Below are 18,779 nucleotides of genomic sequence, written 5' to 3' on the forward strand. Positions count from 1 at the left end.
GGGTGTCGCCAGTTCCGAATCTGCGCTTTGGACGATTGTCGGGATTGTAAACCGGCAGAGCCTCGCCTAAGTCGATTTCATGAATACTACCAATGATATCCGACGGTCTTTTATCGACTATTTTGGTGGCCAGGGGCACGAGATTGTCCCGTCGTCGCCGCTGATCCCGCATAATGATCCGACCTTGATGTTTATCAATGCCGGCATGGTGCCGTTCAAGAATATCTTCACCGGCGCTGAAAAGAGCGCCTTTGCGACCGCGACCTCAAGCCAGAAATGCGTGCGGGCCGGCGGCAAGCATAATGACCTCGACAATGTCGGCTATACCGCGCGCCATCACACGTTTTTCGAGATGCTCGGAAACTTCTCGTTCGGCGATTATTTCAAGGAACAGGCGGTCGCCCATGCCTGGGAATTGATCACCAAGGTCTGGGAGATCAACCCCGATCGCTTGACCGTCACTGTCTATCACACCGATGACGAAGCCTTTGATCTGTGGCGCAAAATTGCCGGATTGCCGGAAGAACGCATCATTCGTATCGCCACCAATGACAATTTCTGGTCGATGGGCGATACCGGACCCTGCGGGCCGTGCAGCGAAATATTCTATGATCATGGCGACCATATCGCGGGCGGCCCGCCGGGCAGCCCTGACGAGGATGGCGATCGCTTTGTCGAAATCTGGAACCTGGTGTTCATGCAATATGAGCAGCAGGCTGGCGGCGATCGTCTTGATCTGCCACGACCGTCAATCGATACCGGCATGGGGCTGGAGCGCATTGCGGCGGTGATGCAGGGCACTCATGACAATTATGACATTGACCTGTTCAAGGCGCTGATTGCCCAATCCGGCCATTTGACCGGCACTGAAACCACTGGCGACAATCAGGCCAGCCATCGGGTGATCGCTGATCACTTGCGGGCCTCGTCCTTTCTCGTGGCCGACGGTGTGCTGCCTGCCAATGAAGGGCGTGGCTATGTTCTGCGCCGGATCATGCGCCGCGCGATGCGTCATGCCCATCTGCTCGGTGCCAAGGATCCGTTGATGCATCAGCTGGTCGGATCGCTGACCGGTGAAATGGGCAACGCCTTTCCCGAACTGATCCGGGCCAAGCCGCTGATCGAGGAAACATTGCTGCGCGAGGAAACCAATTTCCGGCGCACGCTGGCCAATGGCCTCAAATTGCTCGACGCCGAAATTGCGGACATGGACGCGGGGGACACCTTGCCAGGCGCGACCGCGTTCAAGCTTTATGACACCTACGGGTTCCCCTATGATCTGACCGAAGACGCGCTCCGCGCGCAGTCTCTCAAAGTGGATCGCGCGGGTTTCGATTCGGCCATGGACGAACAGAAAGCGGCCGCCAGGGCAGCGTGGAAAGGCTCTGGAGAACAGGCTTCAGAAACGGTCTGGTTTGATATTGCCGAACGCGAAGGCAGCACGGAATTTACCGGTTATACTGCGGAATCGGGTGACGGGATGGTTGTCGCACTGGTCAAGGATGGCGAAGAGGTTGCGGTGGCCGAGGCCGGCGACAATATTGTCTTGCTGACCAACCAGACGCCCTTTTATGGCGAAAGCGGCGGTCAAATGGGCGATAGCGGTTCAGTGTCCGGCACCAACGGCCTGGTCGCAACAATTACCGATACGGCCAAACCATTGGGCCGGTTGCATGCGCATCATGCACGGATCGAGGAAGGCAGCATCAAAGTTGGGGATACGGTTCACCTGACGGTCGATAGCGAGCGCCGCAGCCAGTTGCGCGCCAATCACAGCGCGACCCATTTGCTCCACAAGGCGCTGCGCGACCATCTGGGTGACCATGTGACCCAGAAGGGCAGCTTGGTTGCTCCAGATCGCTTACGCTTTGACTTCTCCCACGTGTCGGCGCTGTCTGATGCCGAAATCAAGGCTGTCGAGGCCGATGTCAACGCGCAGATCAGAGGCAATAGCGCGGTGACGACACGGCTGATGAGTCCGGATGACGCTGTCGCTGCTGGAGCCCTGGCGCTGTTCGGTGAGAAATATGGCGATGAAGTGCGCGTGCTGTCCATGGGCCGCGATGACCAGCAGGATTATTCGGTGGAACTGTGCGGCGGCACCCATGTCCACGCGCTGGGTGATATCGGATTGATGGCGATCATATCGGAATCAGCGGTCTCGAGCGGTGTCCGCCGGATTGAAGCGCTGACTGGCGAAGCAGCACGGCTGTGGCTGGGCGCGCAAGAGGACAAGCTGAAAACCATTGCGGCGACGCTGAAGGCCTCCCCTGATGAAGCCGCGGACCGGGTCCTGTCGCTGGTGGAAGAGCGCAAGAAGCTCGACCGCGAACTTGCCGCCGCCAAAAAGGCACTGGCGCTTGCCGGTAGCGGATCCGGTGACAAGGAAGCGGCGCAAGGGCCTGAAAAAATAGGTGATATTGCGTTTCAGGGTCAGGTCATCGAGGGCCTCAATCCGAAAGACCTGCGCGGGCTGATTGATGAAGCCAAGAAAACCCTGTCGAGCGGAATTGCCGCGCTGATTGCGGTCAATGATGGCCGCGCGACCGTCGCGGTCGGCGTGACCGATGATCTCAAAGATCGGTATAATGCGGTCGAACTGGTTCAGTCGGGCGTGACGGCGGTTGGCGGCAAGGGTGGCGGTGGACGACCCGACATGGCCCAAGGCGGCGGTCCCGATGGGGGCAAAGCGCCGGATGCCATCGCAGCAATCAAGGCTATGATATAGCGGGATCCGGTTTGCCGGGATCAACGGCCTGAGGCGGTTCGGCCTCGAGACTCAGCGATTTCAGCTTGGGCTCATGATCGAGATCGCCATCCTTCTGAATGCGGTGCCGCATCTGGTCGCGGACTTCGTGGATCGATGCGATGACCGGACCCATGGCGACGCCATTTTCGACCAGCACCGCTTCCGACAGCTGCAGTGATCCTTCCAAGGCTTCGGGGACCGCGTTGGTGGCGCCGGCCTGATAGAGTTCGGCGGCATGATCGGTATCCCGGGCTCTCACGATGATCGGCAGGTCGGGCACCCAGGCACGGACACGCTTGACGATCTGAACCGACAATACCGGCTCGTCCATCGTCAGAACCAGCGCCTTGGCATGCCCCAGTCGCAGCCGGTCGAGCATTTCATTGCGGGCAACATTGCCGAAGATGATCGGATAGCCATCCCGCCGCGCGCTGGCGACCACGTCGATATTCGATTCGACCGCCAGATAGGGTTGATCATGGACCTTCATCATGTCAGCGATCAGCCGTCCGACCCGACCAAAACCGATGATCACGGTCTTTTGCGCGTCGATAACCTGGTCATCGGTCGCATCGATATTCTCGCCGCGCAACTCGATCCGGCGGGCCATGTCATGACCGAAGCGCGCCAGAAGCGGGGTGATGGTCAGACCGATCGCGGTGACGATTTGCCAGAACGCAGCGGTCTGAGGCTGAATCAGTTGCGCCTGTGCCGCCGCGGCCAGAACGATCAATGTCGTCTCCGAAGGGCTCGCCATGAGGACACCGGCTTCGGTTGCGGTTCCGGTGCGCGCGCCCGCGAATTTCAACAGACCGCCGGTCACCACGGCTTTCACCAGGACCACACCAACAACCGCGGTCAGCAGGCTGGCCCAGTTCTCGAGGATGACCCGGATGTCGATTTGCATGCCGACGGTGATCAGGAACACGCCGAGAGCCAGGCCCTTGAACGGCGCTGTGATGACTTCCACTTCGCCATGATATTCGGTTTCCGCAATGAGCAAACCGGCGAGGAGCGCGCCGACAATCGGCGACAAGCCGGTCGCCGCCGTGGCAAGGCTCGCCAATATGATGACCAGCAAGCTGACCGCGAGGAACAGTTCAGGGCTTTTGGTCCGCGCGGCCTGCGCAAAAATGCGCGGCAGCAATATGCGGCCAAGAACCAGCATGCCCAAGATGACCGCGCCACCGATTAACAAGGTCTGGCCAAGCGCATCCCAGCCCGATTCACTGGTCATGGCCGGTGAAAGCGCGCCGAGCAGGAAGATGATCGGAACAATCGCAACATCTTCGAACAGCAGCATGGCGAGGGCGGCCTTGCCAACCGGGCTTTTGGTGCCCGACATCGGCAGAACCAGCGCGGTTGAGGAGAGGGCGAGCGCCAGTCCCAGTCCCAGTGCGCCGGGCGCACTCTGTCCGATGAGATAGAGAACGGATGCGATGATCAGTCCGGAAACCAGCAATTCTGCTGCACCGACACCAAAGACAAGCCTTCGCAAGGACCAGAGGCGCTTGAAGGAGAGCTCGAGGCCGATGGAGAAAAGCAGCAATATTATACCGAATTCGGCAAAGGGTTCGATCGCCTCTCGATCATTTATGGTAACGAATTGCAGCCAGTCATATTGGCCTGACAGCGATCCCAGGCCCGATGGGCCCAGCAACACACCGACAAGAATGAAGCCGATAATCGGCGTTATGCGAAACCGTGCGAAGGCCGGGATAACAATACCCGCAGCCCCCAGAATGACGATGGCATCTACAAAGGCGGGATTGTCGAGAGGTGTGCTCATGGGAACCCTCTATACGCGAAACATCCTGCTTGTCAGCATTACCGAACCGAAACGGGTGTTTCTACCAGTTGTTCATTTCGGTCTCGAGATTGGAACGGACCGCTTCAAAAAACTGCTCGGTCGTCATCCAGCTCTGGTCCGGCCCGATCAGAATCGCGAGATCCTTGGTCATGTCGCCATTTTCAACGGTTTGAATGCAGACCCGCTCAAGCGTTTCGGCAAACCGCGTTACTTCCGGCGTTTCATCAAATTTGCCGCGATAAATCAAGCCGCGCGTCCAGGCGAAGATCGAAGCAATCGGATTGGTCGATGTGGCCTTGCCTTGCTGATGCTGGCGATAGTGGCGCGTAACCGTGCCATGGGCGGCTTCGGCTTCGACCGTGTTGCCGGTTGGCGTCATCAGGACGGAAGTCATCAGGCCCAGGGAACCAAAGCCTTGCGCCACAGTGTCGGATTGGACATCGCCGTCATAATTTTTACAGGCCCAGACGAACTTGCCGCTCCACTTCATCGCGGAGGCGACCATATCATCGATCAGGCGATGCTCGTAAAGGATGCCCGCTTTTTCAAACTTGTCCTTGAATTCGGTTTCGAACACTTCTTCGAACAGATCCTTGAACCGGCCGTCATAGGCTTTCATGATCGTGTTCTTCGTCGAGAGATAAACCGGCCATTCGCGGTTTAGGCCATAATTCATCGAAGCGCGCGCAAAGTCGCGGATCGAATCGTCCAGATTATACATCGCCATGGCAACGCCGGGGGACGGGAATTGAAAGACTTCCTCGTCAATCTTGGTGCCATCGTCGCCATCAAACACCAGCCGCAACTTGCCGGGGCCGGGGACCTTGAAATCGGTCGCGCGATATTGGTCGCCAAAGGCGTGCCGACCGACAACAATCGGATCGGTCCAGCCGGGAACCAGCCGCGGCACATTGTCGATGACAATCGGCTCGCGAAAGACGACGCCGCCAAGAATGTTGCGAATCGTGCCATTGGGTGATTTCCACATCCGCTTCAGGCCAAATTCTTCCACCCGGGCTTCGTCCGGCGTGATGGTGGCGCATTTTACCCCAACGCCGTGCTTGTTGATGGCGTTGGCCGCATCAACCGTGATTTTGTCATTTGTATCGTCCCGCACTTCGATCGCGAGATCGTAATAATGCAGGTCAACATCCAGATAAGGTTCGATCAGCCGCTCGCGAATCCATTGCCAGATGATTCTGAGTCATTTCATCGCCATCAAGTTCGACAACGGGGTTTTTGACCTTAATTTTAGACATAAATTATGCTCTTTCCTGGAAGCGATTTGCGCCAAAGCGCTGGACGGGAGGAATCTCGTGCCGATCTCTTAGCAAAGTTCGTAATATGTTCAACCATCTGTTCGATTCTCATCCCATAGAAGCTCTAAACTGATCGAGATGTATTGTCAGATTAGAACAGTCCCCCTAAGTAGAGGCGATGGCGATAGAAAAATATTCGAACAAAGGCCTTGGCGAAGCCAAATGGTCCTTTCCCCCGGTGCATCCAGAGGGCCGCAAATTTGCGGTCATTGCGGCCGCAATCACAGCGGTATTCGCCTTTTTTGCTTGGGAAACCCTGGCTTGGCCAATGGCTGGCGTCACAATCTGGGTATTGGCTTTCTTTCGCGACCCGAAACGAGTGACGCCGCTTGATGACAGTTACATTGTCGCGCCTGCAGACGGGCTGGTCAATCTCATCATGCCGGTCGTGCCCCCGGTGGAGTTGCAAGGTGAGGGTGGTCTTGGTGATGAAGAGCTGATCCGTGTCTCGATTTTCATGAGTGTATTTGATGTCCATATCAACCGCTCGCCGATTGAAGGCACGGTGAAACGCCAGGCTTATATTTCGGGCAAATTCCTCAATGCGGATCTCGACAAGGCCAGCGAAGAAAATGAACGGCAGCATTTCATGGTTGAGCGCAATGACGGCTTGCAGATTGGATTTACCCAGATTGCAGGTCTCGTGGCGCGCCGGATCATGGCCTTCGTCAAGGAAGGCGATTTTGTCGCCGCCGGACAGCGGGTCGGATTGATTCGGTTCGGTAGCCGGGTCGATGTCTACCTGCCAAAGGGGACGACGCCCAATGTGGTATTGGGTCAGCGGACGATTGCCGGTGAAACCGTGCTGGCGGAAGTCGGAAAAGTCAAAGAGATTGAAGGCGTCGGACAATGATCGTCCGGGGCGCCTGATCGGATGACCGAGCGGAAAAAGATCAAGCGACCAGAACGGGGTATTTCTCTGCGGCAGATAGCACCGAATGCGGTGACGGCGCTGGCGTTGAGCGTCGGGCTTAGCGGTGTACGCTTTGCTTCGATGGAAAACTGGACGCTGGCGGCCGGCGCCATTGTGCTAGCAGGCATATTGGATGGCCTTGATGGCCGGATTGCGCGCTTGGTGCAGGGCGAAAGCCGCTTTGGTGCCGAACTGGATTCACTGTCGGACTCGATTGCTTTTGGTGTCGCACCCACGTTGATTATCTATTTCTGGGCACTGCAATATATGCCCAAATTCGGATGGGTGCTGTCTTTGACATTGGCGGTCGGTTGCGCCTTGCGCCTTGCGCGGTTCAACGCCCGCATTGATGAAGAGGAACAGCCTCACAAATCGGCTGGTTTCCTGACCGGTATCCCGGCACCGGTGGGCGCCGGACTGGCAATGTTGCCTTTATATCTGTGGCTGGTCACCGACTTGGACATCATGCGGCACTATACGGTTGTGGGACCGTGGATTGTGCTGGTCGCGTTTCTGATGATCTCGAATACCGCGACCTACAGCTGGTCGTCTTTGCGTCTGCGCAAGAATATTCGCCTTGAAGCCATTGCGTTGATCGCATTGCTCGGCGTGGCTTTGATCAACAATCCCTGGATCACCTTGAGCGTGATCAGCGTGGGCTATATCCTGACCATACCGTTCAGCATTAGAAGCTATGCGAAAGTCAAGCGGCAGCGCGCAATGGAGCAAGCGACGGCGATGGCGAAGGATGGCGAACAGGAAACGCTCTAACGCTGCTGACCCGGACGGTTGGCATCGGGGATTGGGCAACAGGTTCCATGCTCTGGAATTCCGCATCGAGAACCGCCTTGATTTTGTGACTATAGCCATGGAACATCATGACGATGGTCATGGAAGCGCCGAAAAAGGCGAGGGTAAAAAAGGTGCTGATGGCAATAGTTAGCATCGGTAATTCCTATATGTTCTTTCTATGAACCCACTATGTTCTATTAATGTTCTCATTGTCAATATCTAAATTCTCTGCGCTGTGTACGTGCGTATCAGTATAAAGGTTACATCTGGCGTGCTAAGGGGGTTGCAATTCCGGCGACTCCGCTTTAACGGACCGCTCATTCCACATGGAAAGCACTCATACCGGTGCCAATACCGGCCTTTCAGGTCGTTTGCGGTTCTCAGCTTTCCAGAGGCATAACCGGATAAGGAGAACTATTATGGCGGCCCCTGTCGTCACCCTACAGCAATTGATTGAAGCCGGATCGCATTTCGGCCACCAAACCCACCGTTGGAACCCGAAGATGAAACCATATATCTTCGGTGCCCGTAATGGTGTTCACATTCTTGATCTTTCGCAGAGCGTTCCGTTGTTCGCCCGGGCGCTCGATTTCATTGCCAATGCAGTGTCGTCCGGCGGCAAGGTCCTGTTCGTTGGTACGAAGCGCCAGGCGCAAGAGCCAATCGCAGAAGCAGCCCGTGCCAGTGGCCAGCATTTCGTCAACCATCGCTGGTTGGGCGGCATGCTCACCAACTGGAAAACCATTTCCAACTCGATTCGCCGGATGAAGACGCTCGAAGAGCAGCTGTCCGGAGACATGACCGGCTTCACCAAGAAAGAAGCCCTGCAGATGACTCGCGAACGCGACAAGCTCGAGCTGTCCCTCGGCGGCATTCGGGACATGGGCGGTATTCCCGATGTCATGTTCGTGATCGATGCCAACAAGGAAGAGCTGGCGATCAAGGAAGCCAATGTTTTGGGTATCCCGGTTGTGGCCATTCTGGATTCCAACGTTGATCCGAGCAATATCGCCTTTCCGGTTCCCGGCAATGACGATGCCGCACGGGCCATTCGTCTATATTGCGAGTCTGTCTCCGCCGCGGCGACCAAGGGCGGCCAGGATGCAGCCATTGCATCGGGCGAAGATCTCGGCGCGCGGGCAGCCCCTCCGGTGGAAGAGATTGTTTCCAGCGAAGCCAATGCCAGTGCAATGGCGAGCGAAGAAGCGACAGCTGTTGCTGAAATCGTAGCGGAACCGGCAGTAGCGGAAGCACCAGCTGCACCAGCCGAAGCCGCAGAAGCGCCCGCCGAGGCCGCTCCGGCTGAACCGGCAGCGGAAGAAAAGGCTCCGGCCAAGAAACCAGCAGCCAAAAAGGCACCAGCCAAGAAAGCACCGGCCAAAAAAGCCGCTGCTAAAAAGGCGCCGGCCAAAAAGGCTGCTGACAAGGATGCCGCTGAAAAGGCATAAACTTGAAGCGTCTTCGTTCAGTCATATATTGAACGCATAATGTTTGGCGGGGGCGGCATATTTGCTGCCCCTTCCTTATAAAACCCGACCAATTATATTCTTCACCCATGACATATTGAGGAACCCAGAACATGGCTATTACAGCAGCAGCAGTGAAAGAACTGCGCGAACGCACCGGCGCTGGCATGATGGATTGCAAAAAAGCGCTCAGCGAAACCAATGGTGATGTCGAAGCAGCGGTTGATTTGCTTCGCACCAAAGGTCTGGCTGCGGCACAGAAAAAATCCAGCCGTACGGCGGCCGAAGGCCTGGTTGGCGTGGCTGTCGATGGCACCAAGGGCGTCGCAGTAGAGATTAACAGCGAGACCGATTTCGTTGCCAAGAACGAGCAGTTTCAGTCCTTCGTCACCAATGTGACCCAGGCCGCTCTGGGGTTGGACAGCGACGATATTGAAGCTCTGGCTGCTGCGGACTATGCTGGCGGCGGTACGGTTCAGGATGCCCTGACCAACAACATCGCCACAATTGGTGAAAACCAGGCGCTGCGCCGGATGAAGTCGGTGTCCGTGAGCAGCGGTTCCGTGATTTCCTATATTCATAATGCGGTGACCCCATCAATGGGCAAGATCGGCGTTCTCGTGGCGCTGGAAAGCACCGCCGGCAGCGATGTGCTTGAGCCGCTGGGCAAGCAGATTGCCATGCATATTGCGGCGGCTTTCCCGTTGGCGCTGAACGCCGATGGTCTCGACCAGGACATGCTCGAGCGTGAGCGCGCGATTGCCACGGAAAAGGCTGCTGAATCCGGCAAGCCAGAGAATATTGTCGAGAAGATGGTTGATGGCGCAATGGCAAAATTTGCCAAGGAAAACGCGCTTTTGAGCCAGATTTTCGTGATGGACAACAAAACGCCGATCGCGCAGGTTGTTGAACAGGCAGGCAAAGAGGCTGGTGCTGAAATCAAGCTGACCGAATATGTTCGCTATCAGCTCGGTGAAGGCATCGAAAAGAAAGAAGAAGACTTTGCGGCCGAAGTGGCGGCAACGCTCGGAAGCTAACAACTTATCACGATTGGGATAAAACCCGATTGTAATGCTTGGCACAATGGCGCTGACTATCTATGGTCGGCGCCATTGTCATAGGTGGGGACGGCCAGCCTGTGCTGGCAGGATGGAAATTGCATGAAAAGACCCGCGTTTAAGCGCATTTTACTGAAGCTTTCAGGCGAAGCTTTGATGGGAACTGGCGAGTTCGGCATCGACCCCGAGACCGTGAATCGCATCGCAGCGGAAGTGAAGTCGGCGAAAGAAGCCGGATTCGAGCTCTGTCTCGTCGTTGGCGGCGGAAATATATTTCGCGGGTTGGCGGCGGCGGCGAAAGGGTTTGACCGCACCAGCGCCGACTATATGGGCATGCTCGCGACCGTGATGAATGCGCTGGCGGTGCAAAATGCGCTCGAACAAATGGGCTGTGATACCCGCGTGCTGTCGGCAATCCCGATGGCCAGCGTTTGCGAACCCTATATCCGCCGCAAAGCTGTGCGCCACCTTGAAAAAGGCCGCATCGTGATTTTCGCCGCGGGAACCGGCAATCCCTATTTTACCACCGACACCGCAGCAGCGTTGCGCGCCGCGGAAATGGGGTGCGAAGCTCTGTTCAAAGGCACCAGCGTCGATGGTGTCTATGATGCGGATCCAAAGACCAACCCCGATGCCGTGCGCTATGAAAGCCTCAGCTTTGACCAGGTCCTGTCAGATAATCTCAAGGTTATGGACGCCAGTGCCGTGGCGCTTTGCCGTGAAAATAACATTCCGATCGTGGTCTTCACGATTCGCGAAAAAGGCAATCTTGCCACCGTGTTGGGTGGCGGCGGTACGGCAACCATTGTCGGTCAGTAACAGCAGAAATTCGGAGAAGTGAACCATGGCGAAATATGACAAGGCCGAACTGGCCAAACGGATGAAGGCGACGATCGAGGCATTGAAACATGACCTGAGTGGTCTGCGCACCGGCCGGGCCAACACCGCGCTGCTCGATTCCGTTACTGTTGAAGTCTATGGCGCAAAAATGCCGTTGAATCAGGTCGCGACGGTGTCGGTGCCCGAGCCCCGCATGTTGTCGATTCAGGTTTGGGACAAATCCAATATCCAGCCGGTTGAGAAATCGGTGCGCTCCGCCGGACTGGGCCTGAATCCCATTGTCGATGGCCCCAATATTCGCTTGCCAATCCCTGATCTCACCGAGGAGCGCCGCAAGGAACTGGCGAAACTGACGGGTCAGTTTGCCGAGAAGGCGCGGATTGCCATCCGCAACGTACGGCGTGACGGCATGGATGATATCAAGGCCGATGAAAGCGCCAAGGAAATTGGCGAAGATGACAAGAAGCGGCTCGAAGGCGAAGTGCAAAAGCTGACCGATGACATGATCGCGGAAGCAGACAGCCTTTCGACCGCCAAGGAACAGGAAATTCTCACGCAGTGAGTTTGGCGCGTTCCAAACACCGGTCCGTGCGGCCAGAGGAAGCGGCCACCACGCTGGCCGACCCCGCCCATGGCGCGCGGCATGTTGCGATCATCATGGATGGCAATGGACGCTGGGCCAAGAAAAAGCTCTTGCCGCGGGCGTTGGGGCACAAAAAGGGCGTAGAATCGGTTCGCAATATCGTTCGGGTCGCTGGTGAGATAGGGATCGAAGTGCTCACGCTTTATGCGTTCTCGTCGGAAAACTGGAATCGCCCGGCCGATGAAATCACCGATTTGATGGGTCTGCTGCGGCAATATATCAAGGCGGATATCGACGAATTTGACGAGAATGGAATTCGGCTCAAAGTCATTGGCAACTACAAGGCGCTGGATTCCGATATCGTTGAGATGATCGACGACGCGCTTGAGCGCACAGCGCAAAACGACCAGATGACCCTCGCGATAGCGCTGAATTATGGCGCGCAGGACGAAATGGTGCGCGCGGTGCAAACCATAGCAGCAGCCAGCAAGGCCGGGGATATCGATCCCGCTCAGGTGACCGCAGAAGACATATCACAGGCGCTCGATACAGCCGGTCTATTGCCGCTGGATCTGCTGATCCGGACATCGGGCGAATTGCGGCTGTCGAATTTTCTGCTGTGGCAAGTCGCCTATGCAGAGCTTTATTTTACCGATGTTCTCTGGCCGGACTTCGACCGACGGGAACTCCAGAAAGCGCTCAAATCCTTTGGTGATCGCGAGCGCCGTTTTGGTGGCCGCTAAATCATGACCGACCCCGCACAGCCACAACAGAAACAGCCAAGCGAGCTGGGCACGCGGATATTGGTCGGCGTCGCGCTTGTCGGGGTGACGGTGCTGATGCTGTTGATCGGTGATCACCCTATCGGCCAGCACGGATTGTGGCTTCTGGTGGCGCTGATGAGCCTCGGCATCTTGTCCGAATGGGCAGCCTTGACCGGGCGCACAGAGAACAAGCGCATGGCGCTTTACGCGGTGTTTGTGCCGCTATCGATCATGTCGCCCTTTGCTGCCGGGCCATCTTTTCTCGCGCTCGGCCTGTTCCTCGGAGCCGCGGTTTTTGTCGCCGCTTTTGATCGATCCCTCAAGCTTGCAGCGGGCGTTCTCTATGCCGGATTGCCGGCGCTCGCGGTTCTTTACCTGCGCGGGATCGACAATGGATTGCTGATTCTGTTCTGGACGCTTTCTCTGGTCTGGGCCACGGATATCGGCGCCTATTTCTCCGGCCGTGCCATTGGTGGCCCGAAACTGGCCCCGCGTTTCAGTCCAAACAAGACCTGGGCGGGGTTAATCGGCGGTGTCGTGGTGACGGGGCTGTTTAGCTTTGCACTGCACGCCTATTTTCAATTGCCCTTCCGTCTGGTGTTGCTCAGCATGCCGCTGGCAGTGCTCGCACAGGCGGGCGACCTGTTCGAAAGCCAGATGAAACGTCTGGCTGGCGTCAAGGACAGCGGCACGATATTCCCCGGACATGGCGGCGTGATGGATCGTCTTGACGGTCTGATCCCGGTCGCACCGGCCGTGGCGATCATCCTGTTGCTGGGGGCGTCATGAGCAACGCCGGTTCCCGCACGGTCTCGATCTTCGGCGCCACCGGTTCGGTTGGCAGTTCAACCATGGACCTGATCAGACTGGAACGGGAAAAATACCGCATATTGGCCTTGACCGCGCATAGCGATGTCAAAGCGCTGGCGGCGCTCGCGATCGAGTTTGACGCAGAGTTGGCGGTCATTGCCGATGATGGAAAATATGCCGAATTGCGGGATCTGCTGTCCGGTACCACAATACGGGCGGCAGCGGGCCGGGAGCAACTGATCGCGGCGGCTGATCTCGATGCGGACTGGACAATGGCCGCGATTGTCGGGTGCGCGGGCTTGATTCCGACGCTTGCCGCTTTGCGCCATGGGAAGACGGTGGCGCTGGCGAATAAGGAATCACTGGTTTCGGCAGGCGCCTTGATGATGAGCGAAGCCAAAGCCGCCGGCGCGACGCTGTTGCCGGTCGATTCCGAACATAACGCGATATTCCAAAGCCTACAGGGCGGACGGATCGACCAGGTCCGCAAAATTACCCTGACTGCTAGCGGCGGCCCGTTTCGCACCTGGTCGCGAGCGGAGATGGCCGAAGTCACACCGGAACAGGCCGTAGCGCATCCCAATTGGGATATGGGCGCAAAAATTTCGGTCGACAGTGCAACCATGATGAACAAGGGCCTGGAACTGATTGAAGCCTATCATCTTTTTCCGGTTGGATTGGATAATATCGATATATTGGTGCATCCCCAGTCGGTGATTCATTCGATGGTCGAATATAAGGACTGCTCAACCCTGGCGCAGCTTGGTTCCCCGGACATGCGCATTCCCATCGCCAATGCTCTGGCCTGGCCCGAGCGCATGGCCACCGACTGTATGCCGCTCGATCTGGCGACGATTGGCCGACTCGATTTTGAAGCGCCCGATGGCGACCGTTTTCCGGCGATACCGCTTGCCCGCGCTGCGATTACTGCTGGTGGCGCGGCGCCCGCGACGCTCAATGCGGCCAATGAAGTGGCGGTGGCCGCCTTTCTTGGCGGTACCATTCAGTTTCTGGAAATCAGCAAGATTGTATCCAAGATAGTAGAGGGCTATAGCCCGCCTGCACCGCGTAATCTTGAGGATATTTTCGCGATTGACGAAGACGCGCGCCGACGCACTTCCCGCATGATTGAGGAAATTATGGTTTGACAGAAAATCCTGGTATCTTGCTGACTATATTCGCTTTTCTGATCACTATCGGAGTCCTGGTATTCGTTCACGAGATGGGACACTATCTCGTCGGACGCTGGTGCGGTGTGAAGGCGGATATATTCTCGATCGGCTTTGGCAAAGAATTATTCGGCTGGGATGACAAAAGGGGCACGCGCTGGAAAGTCTGTGCCTTGCCCTTGGGCGGCTATGTGCAGTTCGCCGGTGACATGGATCCGGCCAGTACGCCGGGAGACGAATGGCTGGCCCTGCCTGCGGAAGAACGCAGCAAAACCTTCCAGTCCAAATCCCTGTGGCAGCGCGCTGCGATTGTTTTTGCAGGGCCCGCGATCAATTTCCTGTTCGCAATTCTCATTTTGGCCGGCTTTGCGGTGGCCTATGGCGAGCGCGTGACACCCCCGGTGGTCGGCGCTGTGTCCGAAGGCTCGACAGCGGCCGATATTGGTCTCCAGAAAGGGGACAAGATACTCGAAGTCGGAGGCGACAAAATCGTTCGTTTCACCGACTTGTCCCGAGAAATTTCGATTATTCCTGATGAAACTGTGGCGATCCGGTTTGAACGGGATGGCGACATCTTGACCAAAGATGCCAAAATTGGTGTGCGTCTGGAAAAAGACCGGTTTGGCAACGAATATCGGATTGGACTGTTGGGCATTGCGCCCGGAAAGCTGGAGCGGCGTGACGTTTCGCTTTGGGAAGCGCCGATTGTCGCAACCCGCCAGACCGGTGAAATTGTGGATCTCATCGTGACCACCCTAGGGCAGGTCCTGAGCGGCCGACGGTCGGTCAAGGAACTGGGTGGCCCGCTGAAAATTGCTCAGGTTTCCGGCGAACAATTTGTTGCCGGGCTGAACCAATTCATATTCTTTGTCGCTCTGATCTCAATTAACTTAGGGTTCATCAACCTCCTGCCAATTCCGATGCTCGATGGAGGACATTTGATGTTCTATGCGATAGAGGCGGTGAGACGAAAGCCGGCGAATCCTATGGTGCAGGAATGGGCGTTTCGATCTGGATTTGCTTTGGTGGTGATGTTCATGTTGGTTGTGACGTTCAATGATTTGTCGTCTTTTGGACTGTTCCGGGCGTTTGGCAGTTGATTGACCATTGATTGCGGCGGCATGTTGGGGCAGGGGTTGCGCAAAGTGAAATATGCGATGTGCGATTGTAGTTATTTTTGAGTTTTAGGCGTGAAAGCGAGTTTGTCTGTGAAGCATAAAAAACGGCTCCTGCCCATTTTAATGAGCGGCACAATATTGACCGGCATCGCGATGCCCGCCTTTGCTCAGGAAACCCCCGTCGCACCGGTCGTTGCCCCGACCGACAACACGATCCGATCGATCGTCGTCAACGGTGCACAGCGGCTCGAACCGGGCACGGTGCTATCCTACATGCAACTGCGGGTGGGCCAGACCTATACCCAGGAAAATGCCGACCAGGCGCTGAAGGACCTTTTTGAAACGGAATTGTTCAAGGATGTCAGCATCCGCAACAATGCCGGCGCCGTGGTGATCGAAGTGGTCGAAAACCCGGTCATCAACCGCATCTTGCTGGAAGGCAACAAGCGGATCAAGGAAGACAAGATCCAGCCTGAAATTCGTCTGGCACCGCGACAGATTTTCACCCGATCGAAAGTCCGTGCCGATGTGGCCCGAATTGTCGAACTCTACAAACGCAAGGGCCGGTTCGCAGCCAGTGTTGAACCGAAAATGGTGCAGCTCGACCAGAATCGCGTCGATATTGTGTTTGAAATCAACGAAGGGCCAAAGTCGAAGGTTCAGCAGATCAACATTATTGGCAATGATGTGTTCTCCGACGGCAAGCTGCGCGGCGAAATGGCCACGAAGCAAGCGCGCTTCTATCGCTTCTTCAGTTCCGGGGACACCTATGACCCGGATCGTCTGGCCTTTGACCAGCAGAAATTGCGGCAATTTTATCTCACCGAAGGCTATGCCGATTTCCGCGTGATATCCGCCGTTGCGGAACTGACCCCGGACAAGCGTGATTTCATCATCACCTATGTTGTGGAGGAAGGCGAGCGCTACAAATTTGGCGACGTGACCGTCGAAAGCGACATTCGCGACTTTACCGCCGAGACGCTGACGCCGCTGTTGCCGATGAAGGAAGGCGATTTCTACGACGCGAAACAGGTTGAGGACACGGTCGAGAGCCTGTCCGAGACAGCAGGGCTGTTCGGCTATGCATTTGCCGACGTCCGGCCGCAATTTGAGCGTGACAAGGAAACCCTCACGATGGGGATTACCTTCAAGGTTGCGGAAAGCGATCGTGTCTATGTCGAGCGGATCGACATTAACGGCAACACGCTGACCCAGGACAAGGTGGTTCGCCGCGAGTTCCGGCTGAACGAGGGCGACGCGTTTAATAGCTTTCAGGTCAAACGGTCGGCCAACCGGATCAAGTCACTCGGCTTTTTCCAGGAAGAACTGGAAATCGAGCAAAAGCAGGGCAGTGCCGCAGACCGGATTGTTCTTGAAGCCAATGTCGAGGAACGGGCGACGGGCGAACTGCAATTGTCTGCTGGTTTCTCGAGCGTCGAGAATTTCATCTTGCAGGCCTCGGTCCGGCAGCGCAACTTCCGCGGCAAGGGTCAGGAATTGCGGGCCAGCGTCAGCTATTCCAGCTTTTCGCAAGCGATCGAATTCGGTTTTACCGAACCCTATCTGTTCGACCGCAACATCGCCATCGGCGCTGATATTTTCCGCCGCGACCTCAACAGTTTCGGATTTGGCAATACCGGCGACCGGCGGACGACTTTTGAACAGCTGACCACGGGCTTCCAGATTCGGGCCGGTGTGCCGATCACTGAATATCTCTCCGCATCCCTGCGCTATGGTTTGAGCTTCGATGATGTGACACTCGATGAAGATCTGTTCTTCACGCCCGACCCGGTAACCGGGGTTCAGACCTGCGATCCGTTGCGGGCTGGCCGCTTCCTCTGTGATGCTCTCGGCAAACGCACAACCTCGTCGCTCGGCGCGTCTTTGATTTACGATGATCGCGACAATCGCGTGCGACCGACCCGGGGCCAGACCATTGTCGGCAGCCTCGACTTTGCCGGTCTGGGCGGCAGCGTGAAATATCTGCGCGGCCGTTTGAACGCATCGAAGCATTGGCGGGTCTTGGGCAATTTCATTTTCTCCGTCAGCGGCGAGGGTGGATATATTCATCCGCTTGAAGACCGCGGTTCCGCGGCAGACGGCATTGATGACGTACGCCTGACCGATCGTTTCTTCCTCGGTGAACCACAAATTCGCGGCTTCGATATTCGCGGTGTCGGACCCCGTGTCATTCGGTCCGGCTTCGTTCCGGAAATTGTTGACGGCCGTGTGGTCAACAATATCATCGATTTCAGCACCAACCGAAATGGTGTTTCGGATGATGCCATTGGTGGCCGCGCTTATTATCTGGGTCGGGCCGAGCTCGAAATTCCGTTGGGCAGCGGCGCGCGCGAATTGGGCTTGCGGCCGTCGATCTTTGTCGATGCCGGTGCGGTGTTCAAAGTCACCCAGCCGTCACTGGTGACCAACCAGATACAACAGACCAATGCTGACGGCGATCTGCTGTTCCTGACCGTTGGCGCGGATGGAACAATCACGCCGACGACTGACGCCGTGGACGCGAGCGGCGTGGCCAACGCACCGGCGCTGAATGCTGGCAGCTTCACCGAACAGTTTTTTGGCGACAGCGCCAGTCCTCGACTCTCCGTTGGCATCGGTGTCAACTGGAACTCACCATTCGGTCCGTTCAGGATTGATGTAGCGCGTGCTCTCTTAAAAGAGCCTGGTGATGATACCAAGCTATTCACTTTCAATGTAGGAACACAATTCTAATGACCTTTACTACCAAGACAATTTTGAAATCCGCCGCCTTGGCAATGGCTACTCTTTCCGTGCCGACGATGATCGCCGCTCCGGCGGCCGCGCAATCGCGGACCAGCATTGCCGTCGTCAATTATGAAGCCTCAGTTGTGCGATCGCAGGCCTATCGGACGGCTGTTGAGCAGATGAAAACGACCTATAAGGCCGATATCGATGCAACCAACGCGCGGGCCGCTGCGTTGCAGACGGAAATCACCCCGCTGGTGGAAGCCTATAACGCCGCTGTTCAGCAGCCAGGCGCAACCGCCGCTACGGTTCAGCCGCAGGCCCAGGCCCTGCAACAGAAACGCCAGTCCGGTCAGCAGGAGCTGGCGCGTCTGCAACAGCGTGTGACCCTGGCAACCGCCTATGTGGAAGAACAGGTCGGTCTCAAGCTCAACGAAGCGATCCGCACCACGATGAAGGCCAAAAATGTCGATCTGGTGCTGCAGCCGCAAGCTGTTGTGGCACGCGAGCCTTATGTGGATCTGACCGAAGCCGTGGTCCTCGAGCTCAACAAGCTCGTACCATCGGCATCAATCACGCCGCCCGCTGGCTGGAAACCCGGTCAAGCGCAACAGCAGGCACAACAGCCCGCTGCAGCACAACCACAGGGCCGGTAATTTCA

General features: G+C 56.7%; 13 protein-coding genes and 2 pseudogenes. 13 read left to right on the forward strand and 2 right to left on the reverse strand.

The genetic code is table 11. From position 1 onward, the window contains the following. Window positions 1-79: 79 nt before the first annotated feature. A complete protein-coding gene (gene alaS, locus ACZ1GS_RS06750; RefSeq protein WP_472697711.1) occupies window positions 80-2,728 on the forward strand; it encodes an alanine--tRNA ligase in 2,649 nt (882 codons plus the stop codon). Here the strand turns inward: alaS and ACZ1GS_RS06755 are convergent. Both ACZ1GS_RS06755 and ACZ1GS_RS06760 read right to left on the reverse strand, forming a co-directional pair. Continuing rightward, window positions 2,718-4,538 (reverse strand): cation:proton antiporter domain-containing protein, encoded by a 1,821-nt coding sequence (locus tag ACZ1GS_RS06755; protein WP_472697712.1) that lies wholly within the window; start codon window positions 4,536-4,538, stop codon window positions 2,718-2,720. The two genes, alaS and ACZ1GS_RS06755, sit on opposite strands and share 11 nt — an antisense overlap. A gap of 61 nt (window positions 4,539-4,599) precedes the next feature. Further along, window positions 4,600-5,818: pseudogene (locus tag ACZ1GS_RS06760) on the reverse strand (NADP-dependent isocitrate dehydrogenase). Between the two features lie 178 nt (window positions 5,819-5,996). On the opposite strand from ACZ1GS_RS06760, the gene ACZ1GS_RS06765 reads away from it, so the two are divergent. The 12 genes and pseudogenes from ACZ1GS_RS06765 to ACZ1GS_RS06820 all read left to right on the forward strand — a co-directional run bounded on the left by ACZ1GS_RS06765 (window position 5,997) and on the right by ACZ1GS_RS06820 (window position 18,774). Beyond that, complete coding sequence (locus tag ACZ1GS_RS06765) at window positions 5,997-6,731, forward strand: phosphatidylserine decarboxylase (RefSeq protein WP_472697713.1); 735 nt, start codon at window positions 5,997-5,999, stop codon at window positions 6,729-6,731. A gap of 21 nt (window positions 6,732-6,752) precedes the next feature. Next, entirely contained in the window at window positions 6,753-7,562 is an 810-nt protein-coding gene (locus tag ACZ1GS_RS06770) for a CDP-alcohol phosphatidyltransferase family protein (RefSeq protein WP_472697714.1), read from the forward strand. A gap of 440 nt (window positions 7,563-8,002) precedes the next feature. Continuing rightward, a pseudogene (gene rpsB, locus ACZ1GS_RS06775) lies at window positions 8,003-8,749 on the forward strand (30S ribosomal protein S2); the annotation flags it as partial. Window positions 8,750-9,162: 413 nt separating this feature from the next. Further along, window positions 9,163-10,086: a translation elongation factor Ts gene (tsf, locus tag ACZ1GS_RS06780; RefSeq protein WP_472697715.1), complete on the forward strand. Its 924-nt coding sequence runs from the start codon at window positions 9,163-9,165 to the stop codon at window positions 10,084-10,086. 123 nt (window positions 10,087-10,209) lie between these two features. Further along, the gene (gene pyrH / locus ACZ1GS_RS06785; protein WP_472697716.1) at window positions 10,210-10,926 is read left to right on the forward strand and encodes a UMP kinase; all 717 of its coding nucleotides are present in this window, start codon (window positions 10,210-10,212) and stop codon (window positions 10,924-10,926) included. A gap of 25 nt (window positions 10,927-10,951) precedes the next feature. After that, window positions 10,952-11,509: a ribosome recycling factor gene (gene frr, locus ACZ1GS_RS06790; protein WP_472697717.1), complete on the forward strand. Its 558-nt coding sequence runs from the start codon at window positions 10,952-10,954 to the stop codon at window positions 11,507-11,509. A gap of 2 nt (window positions 11,510-11,511) precedes the next feature. After that, complete coding sequence (locus ACZ1GS_RS06795) at window positions 11,512-12,273, forward strand: isoprenyl transferase (RefSeq protein ID WP_472698084.1); 762 nt, start codon at window positions 11,512-11,514, stop codon at window positions 12,271-12,273. Between the two features lie 3 nt (window positions 12,274-12,276). Next, entirely contained in the window at window positions 12,277-13,083 is an 807-nt protein-coding gene (locus tag ACZ1GS_RS06800) for a phosphatidate cytidylyltransferase (protein ID WP_472697718.1), read from the forward strand. Beyond that, entirely contained in the window at window positions 13,080-14,252 is a 1,173-nt protein-coding gene (locus ACZ1GS_RS06805; RefSeq protein ID WP_472697719.1) for a 1-deoxy-D-xylulose-5-phosphate reductoisomerase, read from the forward strand. The genes ACZ1GS_RS06800 and ACZ1GS_RS06805 overlap by 4 nt, the downstream gene beginning before the upstream one ends. Beyond that, a complete protein-coding gene (rseP, locus tag ACZ1GS_RS06810) occupies window positions 14,249-15,373 on the forward strand; it encodes an RIP metalloprotease RseP (RefSeq protein WP_472697720.1) in 1,125 nt (374 codons plus the stop codon). The genes ACZ1GS_RS06805 and rseP overlap by 4 nt, the downstream gene beginning before the upstream one ends. A gap of 141 nt (window positions 15,374-15,514) precedes the next feature. Beyond that, window positions 15,515-18,124 (forward strand): outer membrane protein assembly factor BamA, encoded by a 2,610-nt coding sequence (bamA, locus tag ACZ1GS_RS06815; RefSeq protein WP_472697721.1) that lies wholly within the window; start codon window positions 15,515-15,517, stop codon window positions 18,122-18,124. After that, window positions 18,124-18,774: an OmpH/Skp family outer membrane protein gene (locus ACZ1GS_RS06820; RefSeq protein ID WP_472697722.1), complete on the forward strand. Its 651-nt coding sequence runs from the start codon at window positions 18,124-18,126 to the stop codon at window positions 18,772-18,774. Before bamA ends, ACZ1GS_RS06820 begins: the two co-directional genes overlap by 1 nt. Window positions 18,775-18,779: the final 5 nt, after the last annotated feature.

The organism is Parasphingorhabdus sp. W113 (assembly GCF_055693205.1).

Bases quoted from the DNA above. Each gene is read 5' to 3' on its own strand.
- alaS (WP_472697711.1), top strand. From the start codon at position 80: ATGAATACTACCAATGATATCCGACGGTCTTTTATCGACTATTTTGGT.
- ACZ1GS_RS06755 (WP_472697712.1), bottom strand. From the start codon at position 4,538: ATGAGCACACCTCTCGACAATCCCGCCTTTGTAGATGCCATCGTCATT.
- ACZ1GS_RS06765 (WP_472697713.1), top strand. From the start codon at position 5,997: ATGGCGATAGAAAAATATTCGAACAAAGGCCTTGGCGAAGCCAAATGG.
- ACZ1GS_RS06770 (WP_472697714.1), top strand. From the start codon at position 6,753: ATGACCGAGCGGAAAAAGATCAAGCGACCAGAACGGGGTATTTCTCTG.
- tsf (WP_472697715.1), top strand. From the start codon at position 9,163: ATGGCTATTACAGCAGCAGCAGTGAAAGAACTGCGCGAACGCACCGGC.
- pyrH (WP_472697716.1), top strand. From the start codon at position 10,210: ATGAAAAGACCCGCGTTTAAGCGCATTTTACTGAAGCTTTCAGGCGAA.
- frr (WP_472697717.1), top strand. From the start codon at position 10,952: ATGGCGAAATATGACAAGGCCGAACTGGCCAAACGGATGAAGGCGACG.
- ACZ1GS_RS06800 (WP_472697718.1), top strand. From the start codon at position 12,277: ATGACCGACCCCGCACAGCCACAACAGAAACAGCCAAGCGAGCTGGGC.
- ACZ1GS_RS06805 (WP_472697719.1), top strand. From the start codon at position 13,080: ATGAGCAACGCCGGTTCCCGCACGGTCTCGATCTTCGGCGCCACCGGT.
- bamA (WP_472697721.1), top strand. From the start codon at position 15,515: ATGAGCGGCACAATATTGACCGGCATCGCGATGCCCGCCTTTGCTCAG.
- ACZ1GS_RS06820 (WP_472697722.1), top strand. From the start codon at position 18,124: ATGACCTTTACTACCAAGACAATTTTGAAATCCGCCGCCTTGGCAATG.